This window comes from Opacimonas viscosa, from assembly GCF_024199005.1.
Lineage (GTDB): Bacteria > Pseudomonadota > Gammaproteobacteria > Enterobacterales > Alteromonadaceae > Opacimonas > Opacimonas viscosa.
This window is the reverse complement of sequence record NZ_JANATA010000008.1, coordinates 41,947-59,802: the sequence shown is the minus strand read 5'-3', so window position 1 is coordinate 59,802 and position 17,856 is coordinate 41,947. Positions and strand designations below refer to the sequence as shown.

General features: G+C 41.2%; 14 protein-coding genes. 12 read left to right on the top strand and 2 right to left on the bottom strand.

Features of this window, described 5'->3' with window-relative positions; genetic code table 11:
* Window positions 1–26 precede the first annotated feature (26 nt).
* On the bottom strand, window positions 27–656 hold the full coding sequence (locus tag NLF92_RS06100) for a hypothetical protein (RefSeq protein WP_254099856.1): 630 nt from the start codon (window positions 654–656) through the stop codon (window positions 27–29).
* A gap of 228 nt (window positions 657–884) precedes the next feature.
* Complete coding sequence (locus NLF92_RS06095; protein ID WP_254099854.1) at window positions 885–1,742, bottom strand: S1 family peptidase; 858 nt, start codon at window positions 1,740–1,742, stop codon at window positions 885–887.
* 338 nt (window positions 1,743–2,080) lie between these two features.
* Between NLF92_RS06095 and NLF92_RS06090 the strand changes: the two genes are divergently transcribed.
* The 12 genes from NLF92_RS06090 (at window position 2,081) to NLF92_RS06035 (ending at window position 17,748) form a co-directional block, all read left to right on the top strand.
* Window positions 2,081–2,707, top strand: coding sequence for a YdcF family protein (locus NLF92_RS06090; protein WP_254099852.1), 627 nt, complete (start codon window positions 2,081–2,083; stop codon window positions 2,705–2,707).
* 137 nt (window positions 2,708–2,844) lie between these two features.
* On the top strand, window positions 2,845–3,645 hold the full coding sequence (locus tag NLF92_RS06085; protein ID WP_432420213.1) for a PEP-CTERM/exosortase system-associated acyltransferase: 801 nt from the start codon (window positions 2,845–2,847) through the stop codon (window positions 3,643–3,645).
* 56 nt (window positions 3,646–3,701) lie between these two features.
* Entirely contained in the window at window positions 3,702–4,568 is an 867-nt protein-coding gene (locus NLF92_RS06080; protein WP_254099850.1) for a ThiF family adenylyltransferase, read from the top strand.
* A gap of 236 nt (window positions 4,569–4,804) precedes the next feature.
* A complete protein-coding gene (locus NLF92_RS06075) occupies window positions 4,805–5,710 on the top strand; it encodes a PEP-CTERM sorting domain-containing protein (RefSeq protein WP_254099848.1) in 906 nt (301 codons plus the stop codon).
* 223 nt (window positions 5,711–5,933) lie between these two features.
* Window positions 5,934–6,839 carry a PEP-CTERM sorting domain-containing protein gene (locus NLF92_RS06070; protein ID WP_254099848.1) on the top strand — a complete coding sequence of 302 codons (906 nt, stop codon included), beginning with the start codon at window positions 5,934–5,936 and terminating at the stop codon, window positions 6,837–6,839.
* 131 nt (window positions 6,840–6,970) lie between these two features.
* On the top strand, window positions 6,971–9,757 hold the full coding sequence (gene prsT / locus NLF92_RS06065; RefSeq protein ID WP_254099846.1) for an XrtA/PEP-CTERM system TPR-repeat protein PrsT: 2,787 nt from the start codon (window positions 6,971–6,973) through the stop codon (window positions 9,755–9,757).
* Window positions 9,758–9,759: 2 nt separating this feature from the next.
* Entirely contained in the window at window positions 9,760–10,878 is a 1,119-nt protein-coding gene (locus NLF92_RS06060) for a GNAT family N-acetyltransferase (RefSeq protein ID WP_254099844.1), read from the top strand.
* Between the two features lie 9 nt (window positions 10,879–10,887).
* Entirely contained in the window at window positions 10,888–13,494 is a 2,607-nt protein-coding gene (locus tag NLF92_RS06055) for an RIFT barrel domain-containing protein (RefSeq protein WP_254099842.1), read from the top strand.
* Window position 13,495: 1 nt separating this feature from the next.
* Complete coding sequence (locus tag NLF92_RS06050; RefSeq protein ID WP_254099840.1) at window positions 13,496–14,509, top strand: glycosyltransferase family 2 protein; 1,014 nt, start codon at window positions 13,496–13,498, stop codon at window positions 14,507–14,509.
* Entirely contained in the window at window positions 14,506–15,645 is a 1,140-nt protein-coding gene (locus NLF92_RS06045; RefSeq protein WP_254099839.1) for a glycosyltransferase, read from the top strand. The genes NLF92_RS06050 and NLF92_RS06045 overlap by 4 nt, the downstream gene beginning before the upstream one ends.
* The gene (locus tag NLF92_RS06040; protein WP_254099837.1) at window positions 15,632–16,696 is read left to right on the top strand and encodes a polysaccharide deacetylase family protein; all 1,065 of its coding nucleotides are present in this window, start codon (window positions 15,632–15,634) and stop codon (window positions 16,694–16,696) included. The genes NLF92_RS06045 and NLF92_RS06040 overlap by 14 nt, the downstream gene beginning before the upstream one ends.
* Window positions 16,693–17,748 (top strand): GNAT family N-acetyltransferase, encoded by a 1,056-nt coding sequence (locus NLF92_RS06035; RefSeq protein WP_254099835.1) that lies wholly within the window; start codon window positions 16,693–16,695, stop codon window positions 17,746–17,748. The genes NLF92_RS06040 and NLF92_RS06035 overlap by 4 nt, the downstream gene beginning before the upstream one ends.
* Window positions 17,749–17,856 lie beyond the last annotated feature (108 nt).

The window sequence follows — 17,856 nt, the reverse complement described above, 5'->3', positions numbered from 1 at the left end:
GATAAGTCCTTTTGTTTAGCTAAGCATTAGACAATATCAGAATTTGGGTCTTGAACCAAACTAGTTAATGCAGTAGCAGTTCCAGTTTTATCTGTAACGGCTGAATTTGCTAAATAATTAGCAAAGTTAACTGCCGTATCAAAAGGCGGTAAATTGCTGAGATCAAGAATTGGATACACTATTTGAATACCGTTGTGGTAAATCGCATTTAAATAAACTCTGGCCATATTTCTATTTAAGTTACCAGGTCCTCTCAATTGGTTATCCGTTACATTATTCGCATCAACGCCACTCAATACCATACGCAAAGTGACATCTGCTCCATACGTATTATTCGCACCTCGAAATGCTCGAATCCCAAAGACATTTTCAAATGTCTGATCTAAATCAAAGCTCGCCACATTGTTTAATAAATAGTTTCTCCCTCTGATCCGCAAAGAAACAGCACCGCCCAAATCAGAACCGTGCCCAGAAGCAGCCATTGAATTCCCAATACCTGTTGCCCATACGGATTTAGTCGGTAATGCTGCCATTAATAAGCCAGCACCTACGCCTTTGGAGCTTTTGACGAGGAAATTACGTCTAGTTTGAGCACTCGTGTCTGGCGTATTACTTTGCTCATCAATGTTGTGTGATAAGTGATTATTTTCTTTCATTTACAAACTCCGTGTAAATTATTCAAATTGAGTTGATATCAAAATCGTTGTTTATGCACAGTGATTGATAAGTCGCTGTGCATAAACATATTTATCTATTTGTTTGCTTTAGTTCTTCTATATCATTTAGGCTGCAAAAGTCACGCCAAGTCATAAGTCATTGAAAGAAGTACATTTTAATTGCGTCGATATTTGTTTGTGTAAAAATTACTGACATAATTCAGCCTGTTAAACCTGTATCCCATGTTTCTTGGCAAGCGCTCTTAAATACTTCACGGGAATGGCATAACTGATCCCTGATGGCGTCGTAATCGCCGACTCTTTGCCGGCTGTCACAAAGACCTTGTTAATAATGCCGACAATCGAACCGGTATATTGATCATAAACAGGACTGCCGCTATTACCTGGGTAAGCAATCGCATCTAATTGATAGATCATCATCGGATTATCCAACCGGCCGAACTTTTGATGAGTCAATGATGTACTGTTGCATACTGGCAACACATCTGGTGTTATGGCCGCTACCATACCTTTATGTGTTGCTGGATATAAACCAATAACAGCGCCTATTGGAAAGCCCGTAAAGGCAATATCCGTCCCTTCTAGAATAAAATCATCACTGGCTAAAGAAATGGGTGTTAGTTTTTTGTCTAATTTCAGGATCGCCAGATCGTGCTGTGGAGAAATTCCCACAATCTCAGCTTTCACCACACTCGGGTTTTTGCCCGAACCAGCGAGTGCCGTATAGTATTGGACAATAGTAGGATCAAGGGTCTGTGCAACAACATGATAATTCGTTGCTACATATTGGCCATCGCCAAACACAAACCCCGTACCACGAAGTTCTGCAGAGCGAGATTGCAAAGGCGTAAAAATACCAATACCGACCACACTTTGTTTGACTTTTTGAATCGTACTACTCAAGGAAGACACTGGGATAGTTTGACCTGAACTAACCTCTAAAAAATTTTTCTCACTGAGATTGTCCAAATGGGAATCGACTTGGTCTGCCAATACCGCTGAACTAAGTGTTACAATCAGCCCTCCTAGTAAGGTGAGCTGCAATGCATATTTTTTCGTGAACATAGTTCTTCCTTGATGTGATAGTGTGAGTTCTCACTAAACAATAGATATCATTAATATCGACAATAAACTTTGTCTTTTGATGTTTTTACACTAAGGTTTATGGGTATATTTTTAATAGATCTAAAATAAGTGTAGCTAACTTTAGTCATTTTGCTCGGCAGAGAACCATAAAGCATTGAATAAAAAGAAAGCATTGAATAAAAAGGGACGTTTAGTTGCTCTATCTTACATCACCATTAAATCATTTTTTTTGCGCTATCGTTGTTGCGTGGATTTGCTATTTTTTTCAACAAAAAAAACTTGGTCGTATTTGCGCTATTGTCGGATTCAGTTGGCTATTGTTGTGCTCCCAATATTGGTTTAGCTCATGGTTACTGGCGCCAATCGAACATCAGCATCAGCCTTATAATATCAATTCTCCTGATTTAGCGGATATCGAACAAATCTTTGTACTAGCAGGTTATTACGAATCGCGCAGTACACTTCCTGATCATACTCGTTGGCCGAATGCGAGCTACAAACGAAATACAACGGCTTTGTTTTTACACGAAAAGTTACAGGTCCCTATCCTCATTACGGGTGGTCATTTCTTGAGTGACAAGCAGGTCTCGTACAGTGAGTTTAGTAAAGTGTTTTTTTTAGATAAAGGGGTCGCTGAGGAAGCGTTGATTGCTGTACCACATGGACATAACACATTCACTGAAATTTCCGCGGTGGTAGAGCACTTAAACCAAAAGCGGACTTTGATTATCTCTTCAGCGACGCACATACCGAGAATTGAACTGTTTTTAGAAAGTATTGCGCCTGAAGCGGATTATGTTTTCTTCCCGGTTGAGTATTTAAGTAGAAAGCAGCTATCTTTCGTTGTAAACCCTCCGGCTTTGTATGCCTTGCGTAGTAGCCAACGAGCTATTTATGAATACCTAGCATTAACTTACTATACTTGGTTTATGCCTGAGCGATAACACAGGTGAGGATCTCCCTTACCTCAGCATATAAAACGAAGAAACAATCTCTTGTAAGATTTTTCTGACAAAAATAAGCAAAACTGAATATCGTTGCTACACTTTTATTAATTACGTCTAATAAAAGTGTAGCAATAGTGGAAAACTCCTTACCTGCGATCTACCAACATCCTCTATTATTGAAACTGAAAAAGTTTTGGGAAGGTGCCTTGCGGTTGCGTGAAGCCAATAAAATGTCTCGACATTTTGATGAATACTTTAAACCTGTATTGGCCCAAAATCTCGAGCTAAAAAACACGGTATACAGTATTCGCCACCAAGTTTACTGTGCAGAGCTTGGTTTCGAGCCTTGTAATGAAGATCAAATGGAACGAGATGCATTTGATGCATATTCATTTCATGCCTTATTACAGCATAAAGCATCCAACACTTTTGCCGGGACGGTACGAGTGGTTGCACCGCAAACAGAAGGGCAACTCCTGCCAATTGAAAAATATTGCATTGACAGTATTACGCATGCAACGTTGCATCCGAAATTTTTGGCCAGAGAGAAAATTTGTGAAATATCACGCTTGGCCGTACCCAGTGACTTTAGGCGTCGACGTGCAGATAATTTTGGTGGTGCCGCCACCGGTGTAATCAACCAAGAAAGTTATTCTGAAACCGAACTGCGCTGCTTTCCTTTTATTGCAGTGGGTTTATATCTTGCTGCAGCTGCCGCGGCATTAAAAAATGGTATAGAACATTCTTACGTCATGATGGAACCTAGACTCGCTCGCAGTATGTCGTTTTTAGGTATTAAGTTTGAACAAATTGGTCCCGTGGTAGATTATCACGGGCAGCGCGCCCCTTATTACATTAACCAGGAGTTATTCATGAAAAACTTGTCTCCTGGTTTTAAACACTTGTTAAAAACGATTATTCATGATCTGGACTAATCATGAGCTAGATTCATCACCAGTACGAGCATCTATCACCCAATACAAAGAACATTATGAGTCAGACATTTAAATACAAAAAAGCATTTTCTAGAAATATTGGCTGGATTACAGAAGATGAACAACAGCTTATTCGCAGTAAACGCATCGCTATAGCAGGTATGGGAGGAGTTGGCGGTGAACACCTTATTACTCTATCAAGATTGGGTTTCCAAGACTTTCATATTGCTGATTTTGACACTTTCGATGTCCATAATTTTAATCGTCAAGCCGGTGCATTTATGTCTACAGTCGATAAACCAAAAGCAGCGGTAATGGCAGAGCAAGTGCAAGATATCAATCCTAAAGCGAGCGTTAAAAATTTCGATGAAGGGGTATTTGCCCATAACGTAGAGGCGTTTTTGGACGATGTCGATATCTATGTTGATAGCTTGGATTTTTTTGCCATCGAGGCACGAGAGTTGGTCTTTCAAAAATGTACCGACAAAGGGATCCCTATCGTAACAGCTGCACCATTAGGTATGGGCGCAGCATTACTGACGTTTATGCCTGGGCAAATGACATTTGATGAATACTTTAATTTCTCGTCCTGTGCCACAGAAAATGAAAAGTTGATTAAGTTTCTAGTGGGGTTATCGCCATCATTACTCCAACGAGATTATTTGGTTCTCCCTGAAAAAGCAGACTTTGTTGCACAAAAAGGCCCATCCCTAGCTGTTGCCGTAAAAATGTGCGCAGGCTTGGCAGAATCAACCGTGCTAAAAATCGTATTAGGTCGAGGTAAGGTGATTAGCGCTCCGCGCGGTTTACATTTTGATGCTTATAAGAATAAAGCCGTACAAACTTGGTGCCCATTTGGTAACAAAGGACTGATCCAACGTCTAAAATATCAGATTGCTAAGAAGATTGTATTACCCGCATGACAACACAATGACCTGAACGCAAATAAAGTCTGCTACGGCAGGCTTTTTTGTATCGCTTCCGCTGATATTTCCACATCCTAGTGACTGAACATTTTCATTGTCCAATTTTTTTACACTCCCCATATAGCACTCCGCCCCAATTAACAGAAAAACCATATATATCAATACTTTACAAAAATGGCACAACAGATGCAACACCTATTGTGACTTTACTAACAACACACGGATTACTTAGTATGAAAACGAATAAACTCGCTCTATCTATCTTCGCTGCTACCACTATCGCAGCTTCTTCTTTCGCTACAGCAACTGACATGTATATCGATTTAGGCACAAACACCTACGATGACACGTTCATCCTACCAAGCGGCGCAACTGTTACAGGCGCTGCTGCTGATGCAGATACCAAAACTGATATTTTCACAGAGTTTGGCTTCAGCCAATTACTTGCCACATCTGTTTATGATATTTCTTCTGGTCCTATTGGTGTTGGTACTACTTTCTACGATACTAACAAAACCGCAGACTTCCTTGCGCTAGGTATCCCAACCTCTGGTTTAGCTTTAGACGGCTCAACCACAGTGAGCTTAGCAATGCCTCTACCTGGTCAATTAGATATCGATAACTTAAGCCCCATCGCTTCAGTGAATGGTGAAGGCTTCAATAACTCTTGGTTACTTACAGTAGATTACTTTTTCGATGGGATTATCACTGCAAGTGGCCCACAGTACACAGGTGGTGATTTTACTGTAAATTTTGTTGACGTTTTAAACTCAGCAAATAACTTCGTCGCTCTTGCCGGTGATATCGTTGGCTCGTCTTTTGTTGGTGCTAACTTAGAAATTACGTTTGAAATTGACCAAGCTGCTGATAACTTCTTATTCACACAAGACACCAATGGTAACTTTGTTGATGTAGAGGATTTAGTATCTAACGGTGGCAAACCAACTATCACTCTAGATACTAATGTAAATCCACCTACTCCTACTACTGACCAATTATTAGCAATCGGCACGAATGCGGTACGTCAAACTACGCTAGATGGAACTTTCGTTGTAAACGTACCTGAGCCTTCAAGCATCGCTATCTTTGGTGCCGGTCTACTAGCACTTGCTGGTTTGAGAAGAAAAGCGAAAAAGTAATATTTAACCGCTTATTGTGACCTCAATGTAATTAATATTAAAAGTCTGCTACGGCAGGCTTTTTTTTGTTTGCTAAATAAATTAGTGTCCAATTTTTTTACACTCCCTATATACCACTCCGCCCCAATTAACAGAAAAACCATATATATCAATGTTTTACAAAACTGGCACAACAGATGCAATACCTATTGTGACTTTACTAACAACACACGGATTACTTAGTATGAAAACGAATAAACTCGCTCTATCTATCTTCGCTGCTACCACTATCGCAGCTTCTTCTTTCGCTACAGCAACTGACATGTATATCGATTTAGGCACAAACACCTACGATGACACGTTCATCCTACCAAGCGGCGCAACTGTTACAGGCGCTGCTGCTGATGCAGATACCAAAACTGATATTTTCACAGAGTTTGGCTTCAGCCAATTACTTGCCACATCTGTTTATGATATTTCTTCTGGTCCTATTGGTGTTGGTACTACTTTCTACGATACTAACAAAACCGCAGACTTCCTTGCGCTAGGTATCCCAACCTCTGGTTTAGCTTTAGACGGCTCAACCACAGTGAGCTTAGCAATGCCTCTACCTGGTCAATTAGATATCGATAACTTAAGCCCCATCGCTTCAGTGAATGGTGAAGGCTTCAATAACTCTTGGTTACTTACAGTAGATTACTTTTTCGATGGGATTATCACTGCAAGTGGCCCACAGTACACAGGTGGTGATTTTACTGTAAATTTTGTTGACGTTTTAAACTCAGCAAATAACTTCGTCGCTCTTGCCGGTGATATCGTTGGCTCGTCTTTTGTTGGTGCTAACTTAGAAATTACGTTTGAAATTGACCAAGCTGCTGATAACTTCTTATTCACACAAGACACCAATGGTAACTTTGTTGATGTAGAGGATTTAGTATCTAACGGTGGCAAACCAACTATCACTCTAGATACTAATGTAAATCCACCTACTCCTACTACTGACCAATTATTAGCAATCGGCACGAATGCGGTACGTCAAACTACGCTAGATGGAACTTTCGTTGTAAACGTACCTGAGCCTTCAAGCATCGCTATCTTTGGTGCCGGTCTACTAGCACTTGCTGGTTTGAGAAGAAAAGCGAAAAAGTAATATTTAACCGCTTATTGTGACCTCAATGTAATTAATATTAAAAGTCTGCTACGGCAGGCTTTTTTTTGTCTATAATTTAATGATTAGGACAAAGATGCCGACAAAAACATATCTAAAGGAGTAGATATTTTATGAAAAAAACCACCATCGCACTGGCTATTTTAGTTAGCATTACCGGATGTAGTCGTTCATTAAGTACTGATGAAATCATTCAACAAGTGAATCAAGCAGGTCTGCAGGACGCGCGCACGTCGATTGTCTTATTAAAAAATGGCATCGTAGAGGATCCAACATCATCGGAACTGCGTTATCTTCTTGCCCAACAGTATAAAAATACCGGTGATTATGTTAGCCAAACCAAAGAACTCGAGCGCCTCTTTCGCCAAGGTTATCAGGTTGAAACCACAGCAATAGAACTGCTTAGTGCTCAATATCTCTCCGCAGAATATACCGATGTCATTGAGACTGCAAAAACCATAGCTGCAGAGCATGCCGCAAAGTTAGATACATTAGCTTTGACCAGTGTTTACGTGTATGCGGGTATTGCATATTACAGTTTAAATGATACCCAAAGCGCCCAAGCTCAACTGACACTCGCAAACGAACTGACCACTGATAATATCTATACCCAATTAGGCGAAGCCTACAGAAATGTAGAGTCTAGTGAAACAATAGAACAGAACCAATCCGGCACCCAAAATATTATAGCGGTATTGGATGACATCATTCGTCAAAAACCAGATTTTGTAGAAGCGATTTTGCTCAAAGGACAACTTTATACAACGCTCGGTGAACTTGATAAAACGGTCAGTACTTTGGGTTCTTTATTAGAGTTTGCTCCAGAAAATAATCGTTTTAAATTATTCTATACCGGTGCTTTAGTACAAAATCAACAGTTCGAAAAAGCCAAAACACTGACCGATGAGCTCATTACTGATATACCCAATAATGGGTATTTACACCAAATGAAAGCCGCTATTGCATATTCAGAAAAAGATTTTACTAACGCAAAAATTCATTCTGAAAAAGCGATAGAGTTTGGTTTATATAACATTGCAAGTTTCTCTCTGGCTGCATTTAGTGCGATCCAATTAGAACAATATGAACAAGCAAAGCGTCACTTGGATGGGATCCGTCTAGAGTACCCTGTCGATCATCCCATAGGCTATGCTCGCTTGTTAGTAGCCACAAAATTAGGCTACGCTGAATCAGGTGAAGCATTGTTATCAGCGACGACATTAGATGATATCAACCCAAGTATTATCACGGCTTCCACCTACCATTTGATTAACGCTGGTCAATATGAAAAAGCCCAAAAACTGTTGCGTAAAATACCAGAAAACTCGGTTCAAGATGTTGCTGAAAAAAGACAGTTACTAGCATTAGCGTTAAATGAACCAACGTTGATTGAAGCATTAGAAAAAAGTATTGCTCAAGACAATTTATCTCGTCCAGAGCAAATCCAAAACCAACGATTACTAGTCCTTGCCTATTACAAAAATCAAAAATTCGTAGACGCGTTATCTTTGGCGAAAAGCCTACAAAGTAATGATATCGAATTTAGTTTAACGATGCAGGGTCTGTCGCATCTAGCACTTGACCAACACCCACAAACATTGGCTAATTTTTCTGCATTATTGAATGAGAATCCAAACAATGTAACCGCTTTAGAGTTCTTGGCTGATTATTATTACACGGCTTATGAGTTTGCCAAAGCGACTGATTATGCACAGCGTTTGGTGGATATTAATCCATATAACGTTCGTGGTTTACGCCCCTTACTAAACGCGACCATTGCTGATAAAACCATAGACAGGTACCTTCCTATGTTTGCATCGGCATTTGAAAAAAATCCATCTATCATCGAATATCGGTTAATGTATGCAACGGCACTGTACACACTAGAGGACTTTGAGTCGCTCGATGACATTTTAAACAATTACGTTACTGGTCCATCAACGCCTCGCTTGTATTTTTCCTTAGCAGCGACAGCCAAAATTGCTAAAAAAGATTTCCTTGCCGCTCGACGCATCTATGAAAAATGGCGACAAAATGAACCCATGGCAGTAGAACCTTTTGTTGCGGAATTGGGCATTTTAGAACTGAGTCAAGATTGGCTGAATAGTTTGGAGCTGGTGGAGCGTGCCATCAATAAGCATCCCCGTTTACATGCTTTTCGCGTAATGCAAGCGAATATCCTGCTGCAATTAAACCGGCATATTCAAGCTAAAAATGTACTAGCATTGTTACCACAAACGATCTTAGATGATGCAAAAGTTCAGGCCTTGGCGGGTAAAGCGTACTTTGGACTGGAGGAATATGATGCGGCCCTGGTGAGTTTGCATAAAGCTTATCAAATACAAAATGATGCGGACCTTGCTCATCTTATTGCAAATACCTATTTTCGCCAAAAAGACTTCGAAGAAGCCACCAGCTTTTTAAACGCTCACTTAGCTCAGCAACCGATGGATATTAAAGGCAAGTTGATGCTAGGTTCATACTATCTGAAAGTCGATGCGGCGAAAGCCGAGGCAATACTTAGAGAAGCCAATACCGAACTACCCAATAACTTATTTGTGTTAAACAATTTAGCGTATAGTTTATATCTTCAAGAACAATGGGATTCAGCGGAAACATATGGGCAACAGGCTTTAGATATTGCCCCTGACAATGTTTCAGTACTCGATACTTATGGGATGATAAAACTCCGTCAAGGGGATACCGCCAGTGCGGTTTCGTTCTTACAAATCGCTTACACACAAAACAAGTTCAATGTCCCCGTTGTCTTAAATTATGCAGAGTCTCTCCTGGCTAATAACCAAAAAAATCTTGCTCAGCAGGTGTTAAAAGGCATAACGGTGCAAGACAATGAACTCGTACAACGGTTTACTGAGCTTAAAATAGCAGCTGAAGGCTAAATATGTCTGTGCGTATTGAACATGATTTGCTGACGAAGGACACCATCGCAGATATACAACAGCAGTGGCAAATACTTTGTTTATCACAAACTCATCTAGCGCCGTTTTTAGAATGGCCTTGGATTAAAACATGGTTACAGCAAATCATGCACTGCGACATTCAAGAAAAACACACCGCAGTCATCCCTGTTGTATGTTATTTCTATGCCGACATACATCTCGTAGGTATGACGGTGCTGGTCTGTAAACAAGAAGACCTAATGGGGTTGCGGTTTACGCAAGCGTTTGTCCTGCAAACAGGACAAGATAAATTTGACCAGCCTTGGATTGAATTTAACGATTTACTGGCACTTCCTGAATACGCAGAACAGTGTCGTAAAGCGCTTCCGGAATACTGTTTTAATACCTTACAGGTGGACCAATTTACCATCCGTAGCAGCGCTTATGATTTACCACATTGGCAAACTGCAAGCAGTGATATTGCCGATGTTGAAAGTAGCTTGGGTTATCGAAAATCGTTGTGTATTGCTGATTCTGATTTAACCCATTTACTGACCCAGTTTTCTAGTAACAAACGGTCACAAATCAAGCGTGCTTTGCGTTACATCAGTGAGACTTATGGCGATATTAGTTGTCATAGTTACCAAGGCAAGCACGCCCTTACGGCCTTACCTGAAGTTGGGGTATATCACCAAGCACGATGGCAAGATTCTCAGTATGGGAGTGGCTTTGCCAATCCTGCATTTGTTGATTTTCACACAGCCTATATTCGTAACGCACCTGCTGAACAAATTGAAATACTCGCGTTTACCGCTGGGACACAAGTATTAGGCTATCTTTATAACTTTTTAAGTACTGATTCTGTATATTTTTATTTGTCTGGTATTAATTACTCTGACACGAATAATAAATATAAAGTCGGTTTAGTCATCCATGTGTTAGCTATGCAATATTATGCCAAACGCGGTAAAACGACGTATGATTTCATGAGTGGGGATGCTAGTTACAAAGCGTCTTTGAGTGATGAATCTTATGCGCTACACCATACTGTACTGAGTCATAAACACTTAAAAACACAACTATTTAAAACGATCCACAAAGTAAAAACATTGATTGACTAGGGAAGACAAATGCGGGTAATACAGGATGTATTCTCAATAAAAAATACTAATTCTACTAGCGTAAAACACCATATCCAACAAGGGATCCCATGCCCCAAAGGAGTGATGTTTACGCAATCTCAGTATGCATTGGTTGATACACAAGGTATGACCTACAATACATGGACGAAACCGAGTGCATTTTGGTCTGATAACTCAATTAAATGGTTACTGGTAGGCGCTGAAATCGATTGTGCACCAGACGCCACTCACACTATTCATTTAAGTGAACAGTTAGAGCGCTCTAATCATACCAAGATGCTGACCCAAGTGGCTCAAGATACGTTTCAAATCAACAGCAATACGCAAAGGATTATGATTTCACCGTGGTCTATAAGCACAGCACTGGGAAGTGTTGAGTTTGCTTTAAATGTCGAGACTCTTGGGACTGAAATGAATGCTTTGCCTATTCATCAAGCTCAAGAAAGCAGAGAACTTGCCAAGATTACGGTACAAGAGCAAATGGGGCATTTAGCGCCATATTGTGCAGTTGTGAATATTTCACGCTATTTTTCCTTACCAGCACTACCAGCTCCTATTCATTATCAAATCTGCATTAAGGTCTTGTTTGCGAGTGATACGCTCGTTATTGAACATACCCTGCACAACCCTAATGCCGCACATCATCCAAATGGTCAATGGGACTTAGGTGATGCCCATAGTGTCATTGTCAAAAAATGGGATACGACTTACTCCTGCACAACTATCTCTAACCAAACAGGCTCTAGTAACACAAATACCTTACCTGCTTCCTCAGGCAATCAAAATCCACCATTAGCGATTGCCGTGCGTAAAACCCCCGTTGCAGAGTTCTTTTCTACAACAGACTTTACTTTGCGACAACTGAGCAGTGGTGGTGATAATTTTACGGCCAAAACGCATTTAGACTTGACCAATAACGTCGCCACCGAAGCTGAGTGTGTGTTAGAAAATTATGCGCTTAGTGCAGAGAAACGTAGTAACCCAACGGTTAAAATTAGTCGTGCAATGCATTGTGAGTTTTTGACTCAAACACACTTTTGGGAAACCTTCCCTTCTGCCTTGCGTATCCAAAACGACACAGTGTGCTTTAGCATGATTGATACAGCATTGGGTGTTTATAACGAATTACAACCGGGTGAAAAGTGGACCCAAAAGCAGTCTTTAACAACCCATGCACCAGTACTTAAACCAGTTACCATAACACTGCTACCTGAGTATGTTGCACAGACGGGTGTTTTAGATAGATTTGCTCCAGCACTGGTCTCTTCGCGCTGGCAAAAACTACTCGCTAAAGGGTTAGATCCGACTCAAGGTTTTTTTGCCAAACGAGAACAAGCTGATATTTTCGGAATACGGCACTTTGGTGAGGTATATGCTGACCATGAAACCGCAGGATATCAAGGTGACGATATCTTTATTAGTTTTTACAACAACCAATATGACCCACTACAAGGCTTTTTAACTCAATGGCTAACCACCGGCAAAGCTGAATATTTTGCCTTAGCGGATGAGTTAGCGACCCACATCAACCACATTGATATTTATCATACTTGCTTGGATAAACCTGAATATTGTGGTGGCTTATTTTGGCATACAGACCACTATTTACCGGCGTCTACAGCTTCACACCGGACATACTCTAAACACCATAAAGCGAATGCCTATGAAGACCATGCAGGCGGCGGTGGACCGGGTGGACAGCATTGTTATACCCAAGGGTTAACGTTGCATTACCTGTTGACGGGATGTCAAAAATCTAAAGATAGTGTGTTTTCTTTGTATGAGTGGGTGACGCATTTTTATGAAGGCGATGGTACGTTATTGGGCTGGATGTTGGCTTGGCGCAACAGCCAGCAGTTAGGCTTCAAAAACATTCGGACGGAACAATATCCACTCGATAGAGGTACTGCAAACTATGTTAATGCGGTACTAGACATGTTTATTCTCACTCAGAAAGAGAGCTATTTAAGGCATGCATTTTATATTATTTCTCATACTTTAGGTCCCGAAGATAACCTAGTACAAAGAGATTTAGACGATGTAGAACGTCGCTGGTTTTACACAGTGATGCTGCAGGCGCTTGGCCGTTGTCATCGTTTACTTGAGCGAGAAGGACTAGCACCTGACTACCAAGCATTTTTGATACAAACATTAATGCATTACGGGGATTGGATGTTACACAATGAGCAGCCTTACTTAAACCGACCCGAGATCCTCGAATACCCGAATCAAACTTGGTCAGGTCAAGATATACGTAAAGTCGATATTTTAGCCTATCTCGCTGCCCTCGATACCCCCAACGCATCCGCTTATCGAGCCAAAGCACAAACACTTGAGAACCAAATATTTTCAGCTTTACAAAATAGTGATGAGTTACATTACAGCCGTATCCAAGCATTAATTATGCAAAATTATGGGGGGATAGAAGCATATTCAACGCATTTAGCGGTAGATAATGACCCATCGACCACATCAGAGTTATGTACTAAAAATTGGGCTGATTTAGCATTGAACAAATCTTCTCAATGGTCGATAAAACAAGAAATAGCTAATTTAAAAAAACGCAGCCATGTAGCTGCCAAATGGATACCCTAGCATGGAAAGCTCAGTGTTACCCTCAGCATCCCTAACCCAAGCCAATATTGAAGCACCAGTCAGTATTGCTTTTGTGATCCCGCATAAGGGACGCGAACAAATGTTAGTTGAGACAATCGAGTCTATTGCTGGTTTAGATACCAACGGCTTTGCTGTAGAAATCCATATCGTGACTAAAAACTCAGTATTATCGAATGACGTTTATTCTGCCGCGAAATCTTACCCTCTCCAAGTGCATCTTGCGCCAGATGACGTCACCATCTCTGCTCAGCGCAACTTAGGTGTCGCCGCAACTAACGCGGAGTATATTGCGTTTTTAGATGCCGATATTGCCCTGGCCTCCAATTGGTTGGTGGCCATGTATAGCGAATTACAGATGGCGGATCGTATTCTAGTTAGCGCAGAACAGCGTGCAGTGACTGATAGTCCTAAATTAGAACTCATTAGGACGGCCTTAGCAAATGCAGAGACCAATACTGAAGTCCAATTTTTGCCGGGCAGAAACTTATTTGTAGCAAAAAAGAATGTCGAACTTGTGCAAGGTTTTCCGGAGCACTTAGAAACCTGCGAAGATTATTTTTTCACTCAGGCTTTGGCACAACACGGTAAGTTATTTTATACAGGTCAAAGCACCTATATCCACCTCGGTGAAGATAAAGCGCTTGGCCCAATGTTCAAAAAAGAAATCTGGCGAGGACAATCAAATATTGCATCCATCGCTGGAAGAACGATACCTATGCGTGAATGGCCAAGTTTTATTATGCCTTTTGCCATCACTCTGGGTTTATTTGTAAGTGTGATGGTTGGGATCTTAAATGTACCAATATTGGGTATGGGTATTGCAGTAATTGCCAGTATCCCCTTTGGGCTATACTGTATTCGATTGTATCGCTTAGTCCCCAAAGATGTCTCATTTTGGGATATTGTGTGTTTTTATGGTGTCTATTTTCCAGCGCGGATGATTGGTACGCTAAAAGGGCTTTTTAGTCGTTTGAGAACGGAGTCTCATTCATGAATAAATCATTAAATATTTTACAATTTATCTGCCCGACCGGTTTTTATGGTGCGGAACGTTGGATCCTAGCGTTAACGCGTTATCTTCCTGCACATATTAATAGCGAGTTAGCTGTCACATTAGAGACTGATTCACAAGATCTAAAACTAGTTCGTGAATTTGCAGCACAAGATAAAATTGCCCATGAAATACCGATGTCAGGAAGGTTTGATTTATCGGTCATTGATAAGCTTGTCGAACTCATTCAACAAAGAAACATTCATGTCATTCATACTCATGGTTATAAATCCGATATTTTAGGTGTCTGGGCCGCCCGCAAGGCCGGAATTCCGGTTGTTGTCACACCACATGGTTTTGAAAATGCCGCAGATTTTAAATTAAGAACGTTTATTTGGTTAGGTTGTCAAGCGATGAAGTTTGCCACCAAAGTGGTGCCTTTATCTCCTGCATTATGTGATGATGTGAGAAAATTTGGGGTCAAAGAACCACAGCTAGAGTATATTCAAAACGGTGTAGATCTTTCTGAAGTTGAAGAAGTCAGAGATGATTCAGCTATTCTGTCTGGTACGCCGAAAAAACGTATTGGTTTTATTGGCCAGATGATTTCACGTAAAAACATCCATGCGATTTTACGTACATTTACCAAGTTGCACGCTAAGCATCTAGACGTAGAACTCGTATTTTTAGGTGATGGCGATGCGCGTCCAGCATTAGAAGAAAAAGCCAAAAAACTAGCTTGTCATGCTGACATACACTTTTTAGGCTTTCGTGATGACCGTCTCGCATTATTAAAGAGTTTTGACCTATTCGTCATGACATCGACTTTAGAAGGGATCCCTCGTTGCTTAATGGAAGCTTGTGCGATGGGTACCCCTGTCGTGGCATTTGATATACCAGGCATTGATCAACTGATTACTCATGAACAAACAGGCCTACTCGCCCCCTTGCATGATGAAGTCTTGTTACTCCAGTATTGGGAGAAAGCGTTGTTTGAGCCTGACTATGCGAAAATGCTGGGGGATAATGCGATTGCCTATGTGAATCAACATTATTCAGGTAAGCGCATGGCTGATGAATACGAAGCCCTCTTCCAACGTTTGACGGATCAAGCTGAGGGTGCATATGTCGAAGCCTGAAGTCCTATTTGTTTTAAGCATAGATACTGAAGAAGAGTGGCATTGGGATGATCCTTTTCCTGAGCACAGCTTTGCTGTAGAAAACGTCAAGTACATCCCTCCTTTGCAAAAATTCTGTGATAATTTAGGCATCAGACCGACGTATTTTGTAGATTACCCGGTGCTCGACGATGCCCGAGCAGTAAAGTACTTTAAACAAGCGGTAGCCCATAATCGCTGTGAGGTTGGTGGGCACTTACACCCATGGTGCAACCCGCCTTACTTTGGCGAGACGACGGAATTTGAGTCGCATGTTGTAAATTTACCGACGCCCCAGGTCGCAGCAAAATTAGACCGCCTAATCGATAAAGTACAGTCTAGTTTAGGGCTCACTATGACATCGTTTCGAACGGGACGTTGGGGGATCAATGACGCTGTTTTAGGTCTTCTTAAAGACCGTGGCTTTTTAGTTGATTCCAGTGTCTATCCTTTGTATAAAAATGAACATTTTTCGTGTTTAGACGCACCGCTTGGTCCTTATTGGCCCGACTTACAAGATCCGAATATTCCTGGACAGCAAAGAAGTATTTTAGAACTTCCAGTCACAGTGGGTTTTAACCATGGTGACTTTAAATACATGCGTAAACTCAGCGCCCTAGCAGAGCACTCTTGGTTAGAGAAATGCCGTAGTGTTGCTTTTTTATGGCACACAAAACTGTTGCGCAAAACGTATTTAAGCCCAGAGTTGTCCAGTGTGACTGATATGCAAAACCTAATGCAGGCGAGTTTGCAAAATGACGCAAAAGTCATCCATATGTACCTTCACAGTTCAAGTTTACTAGACGGAGCAACGGGCTTTTATGAGCATCAGAATGCATTTGCATCGATGACTAATGCGATCAAAGAAAGTGTCCAGTATTTACAAACTATCGCTAATGTAAAATTTGCGACGATTACGGAAGCCACGCATCTATTAGAGATGAGGAAAGTGATTCCGGAATCTGAAAAGCTAGCTATGAAAGACTTTCACACACCCGAACCAAAGGTGTCAGCATCGGAGATAGTGCAATGATAATAAAACAAGCGACGTTACAAGATACGTCACTGCTTGCGAAGTGGGATGAATATGTGAGTCATCACACTCTTGGGAGCGCTTATCATTACAGCGCATGGCTTGTGGCTGTCTCAAATGTGTACGAACAGGGTGCCATTTTCTTCTATGCCGAAGATGAACATGGTATCGTTGGCATTTTGCCCGCTGCGGTGATAGCTCCTCCGCTTTTACCCAAGAGTATTTGCTCGCTCCCTTATTGCGATATGGGACATATCTTGTCTGACAGTCACGCCATTGAAAAAGCGTTAATTTTGCATATCCAAAATTATGCCCATGCCAAGGGAATAAGCTGTATCGACTATCGCAGTGGGTTACGTGAAACGCCCTTTACCCAAACAGAAACGGCAGAACTGACAGGTAAAAAAGTATCTATGAAAATGCAACTCGCTGCATCTAGCACTGAACAAATGGCGAGTTATAAATCAAAGCTACGCAGTCAAATCAACAAATCAACTAAAAATGGATGTACGATTAAGCTGGCACAAGACATCAGTTTACTTGATGACTTTTATGCGGTGTTCAGTCGCAATATGCGTGACCTAGGTTCACCGACCCATAAAAAATGTTGGTTCAAACAAATCATGCTCAATTATCAAGAAAAAGTGTGTATGGGCGTGGTTTACCATGCAGGCAAAGCTATTGGTGCAGGTATTATTTTGTGTCACCCCACTATGTGTTCTATTCCTTGGGCATCGACTATCGCCCAGTACAACAAATTAGCGCCGAATATGCTGCTATACGCTACGTTAATTGGGTATGCGGCAGACAGTGGATGTAGCGTGTTTGATTTTGGGCGTTCCACGTTAAATGAAGGAACCTACCGATTTAAAAAACAATGGGGGGCTGAAGCGTTTGCTCTTGATTGGTTTGAATTAGGTCATGCCGAAGTGAATACTGACATAAAAGGAACGTCACCAGCCAGGCGCTTGGTCGAACAAATTTGGCGTAAATTACCCCTTCCCGTTTCCACGGCGGTGGGTAGCAGTGTACGTGGCTATATCAGTTTATAGCTGATGTACAGGTTTGGAACAATGACACAGCGATTTGTCATTAAAACGTTCTAGGGAAGATATTTTATTCCCCCTAGATTGAACTACTGAAATATAATGGCTTAGACA

Bases quoted from the DNA above. Each gene is read 5' to 3' on its own strand.
- NLF92_RS06035 (WP_254099835.1), top strand. From the start codon at position 16,693: ATGATAATAAAACAAGCGACGTTACAAGATACGTCACTGCTTGCGAAG.
- NLF92_RS06040 (WP_254099837.1), top strand. From the start codon at position 15,632: ATGTCGAAGCCTGAAGTCCTATTTGTTTTAAGCATAGATACTGAAGAA.
- NLF92_RS06070 (WP_254099848.1), top strand. From the start codon at position 5,934: ATGAAAACGAATAAACTCGCTCTATCTATCTTCGCTGCTACCACTATC.
- NLF92_RS06055 (WP_254099842.1), top strand. From the start codon at position 10,888: ATGCGGGTAATACAGGATGTATTCTCAATAAAAAATACTAATTCTACT.
- NLF92_RS06100 (WP_254099856.1), bottom strand. From the start codon at position 656: ATGAAAGAAAATAATCACTTATCACACAACATTGATGAGCAAAGTAAT.
- NLF92_RS06080 (WP_254099850.1), top strand. From the start codon at position 3,702: ATGAGTCAGACATTTAAATACAAAAAAGCATTTTCTAGAAATATTGGC.
- NLF92_RS06045 (WP_254099839.1), top strand. From the start codon at position 14,506: ATGAATAAATCATTAAATATTTTACAATTTATCTGCCCGACCGGTTTT.
- prsT (WP_254099846.1), top strand. From the start codon at position 6,971: ATGAAAAAAACCACCATCGCACTGGCTATTTTAGTTAGCATTACCGGA.
- NLF92_RS06075 (WP_254099848.1), top strand. From the start codon at position 4,805: ATGAAAACGAATAAACTCGCTCTATCTATCTTCGCTGCTACCACTATC.
- NLF92_RS06095 (WP_254099854.1), bottom strand. From the start codon at position 1,742: ATGTTCACGAAAAAATATGCATTGCAGCTCACCTTACTAGGAGGGCTG.
- NLF92_RS06050 (WP_254099840.1), top strand. From the start codon at position 13,496: ATGGAAAGCTCAGTGTTACCCTCAGCATCCCTAACCCAAGCCAATATT.
- NLF92_RS06060 (WP_254099844.1), top strand. From the start codon at position 9,760: ATGTCTGTGCGTATTGAACATGATTTGCTGACGAAGGACACCATCGCA.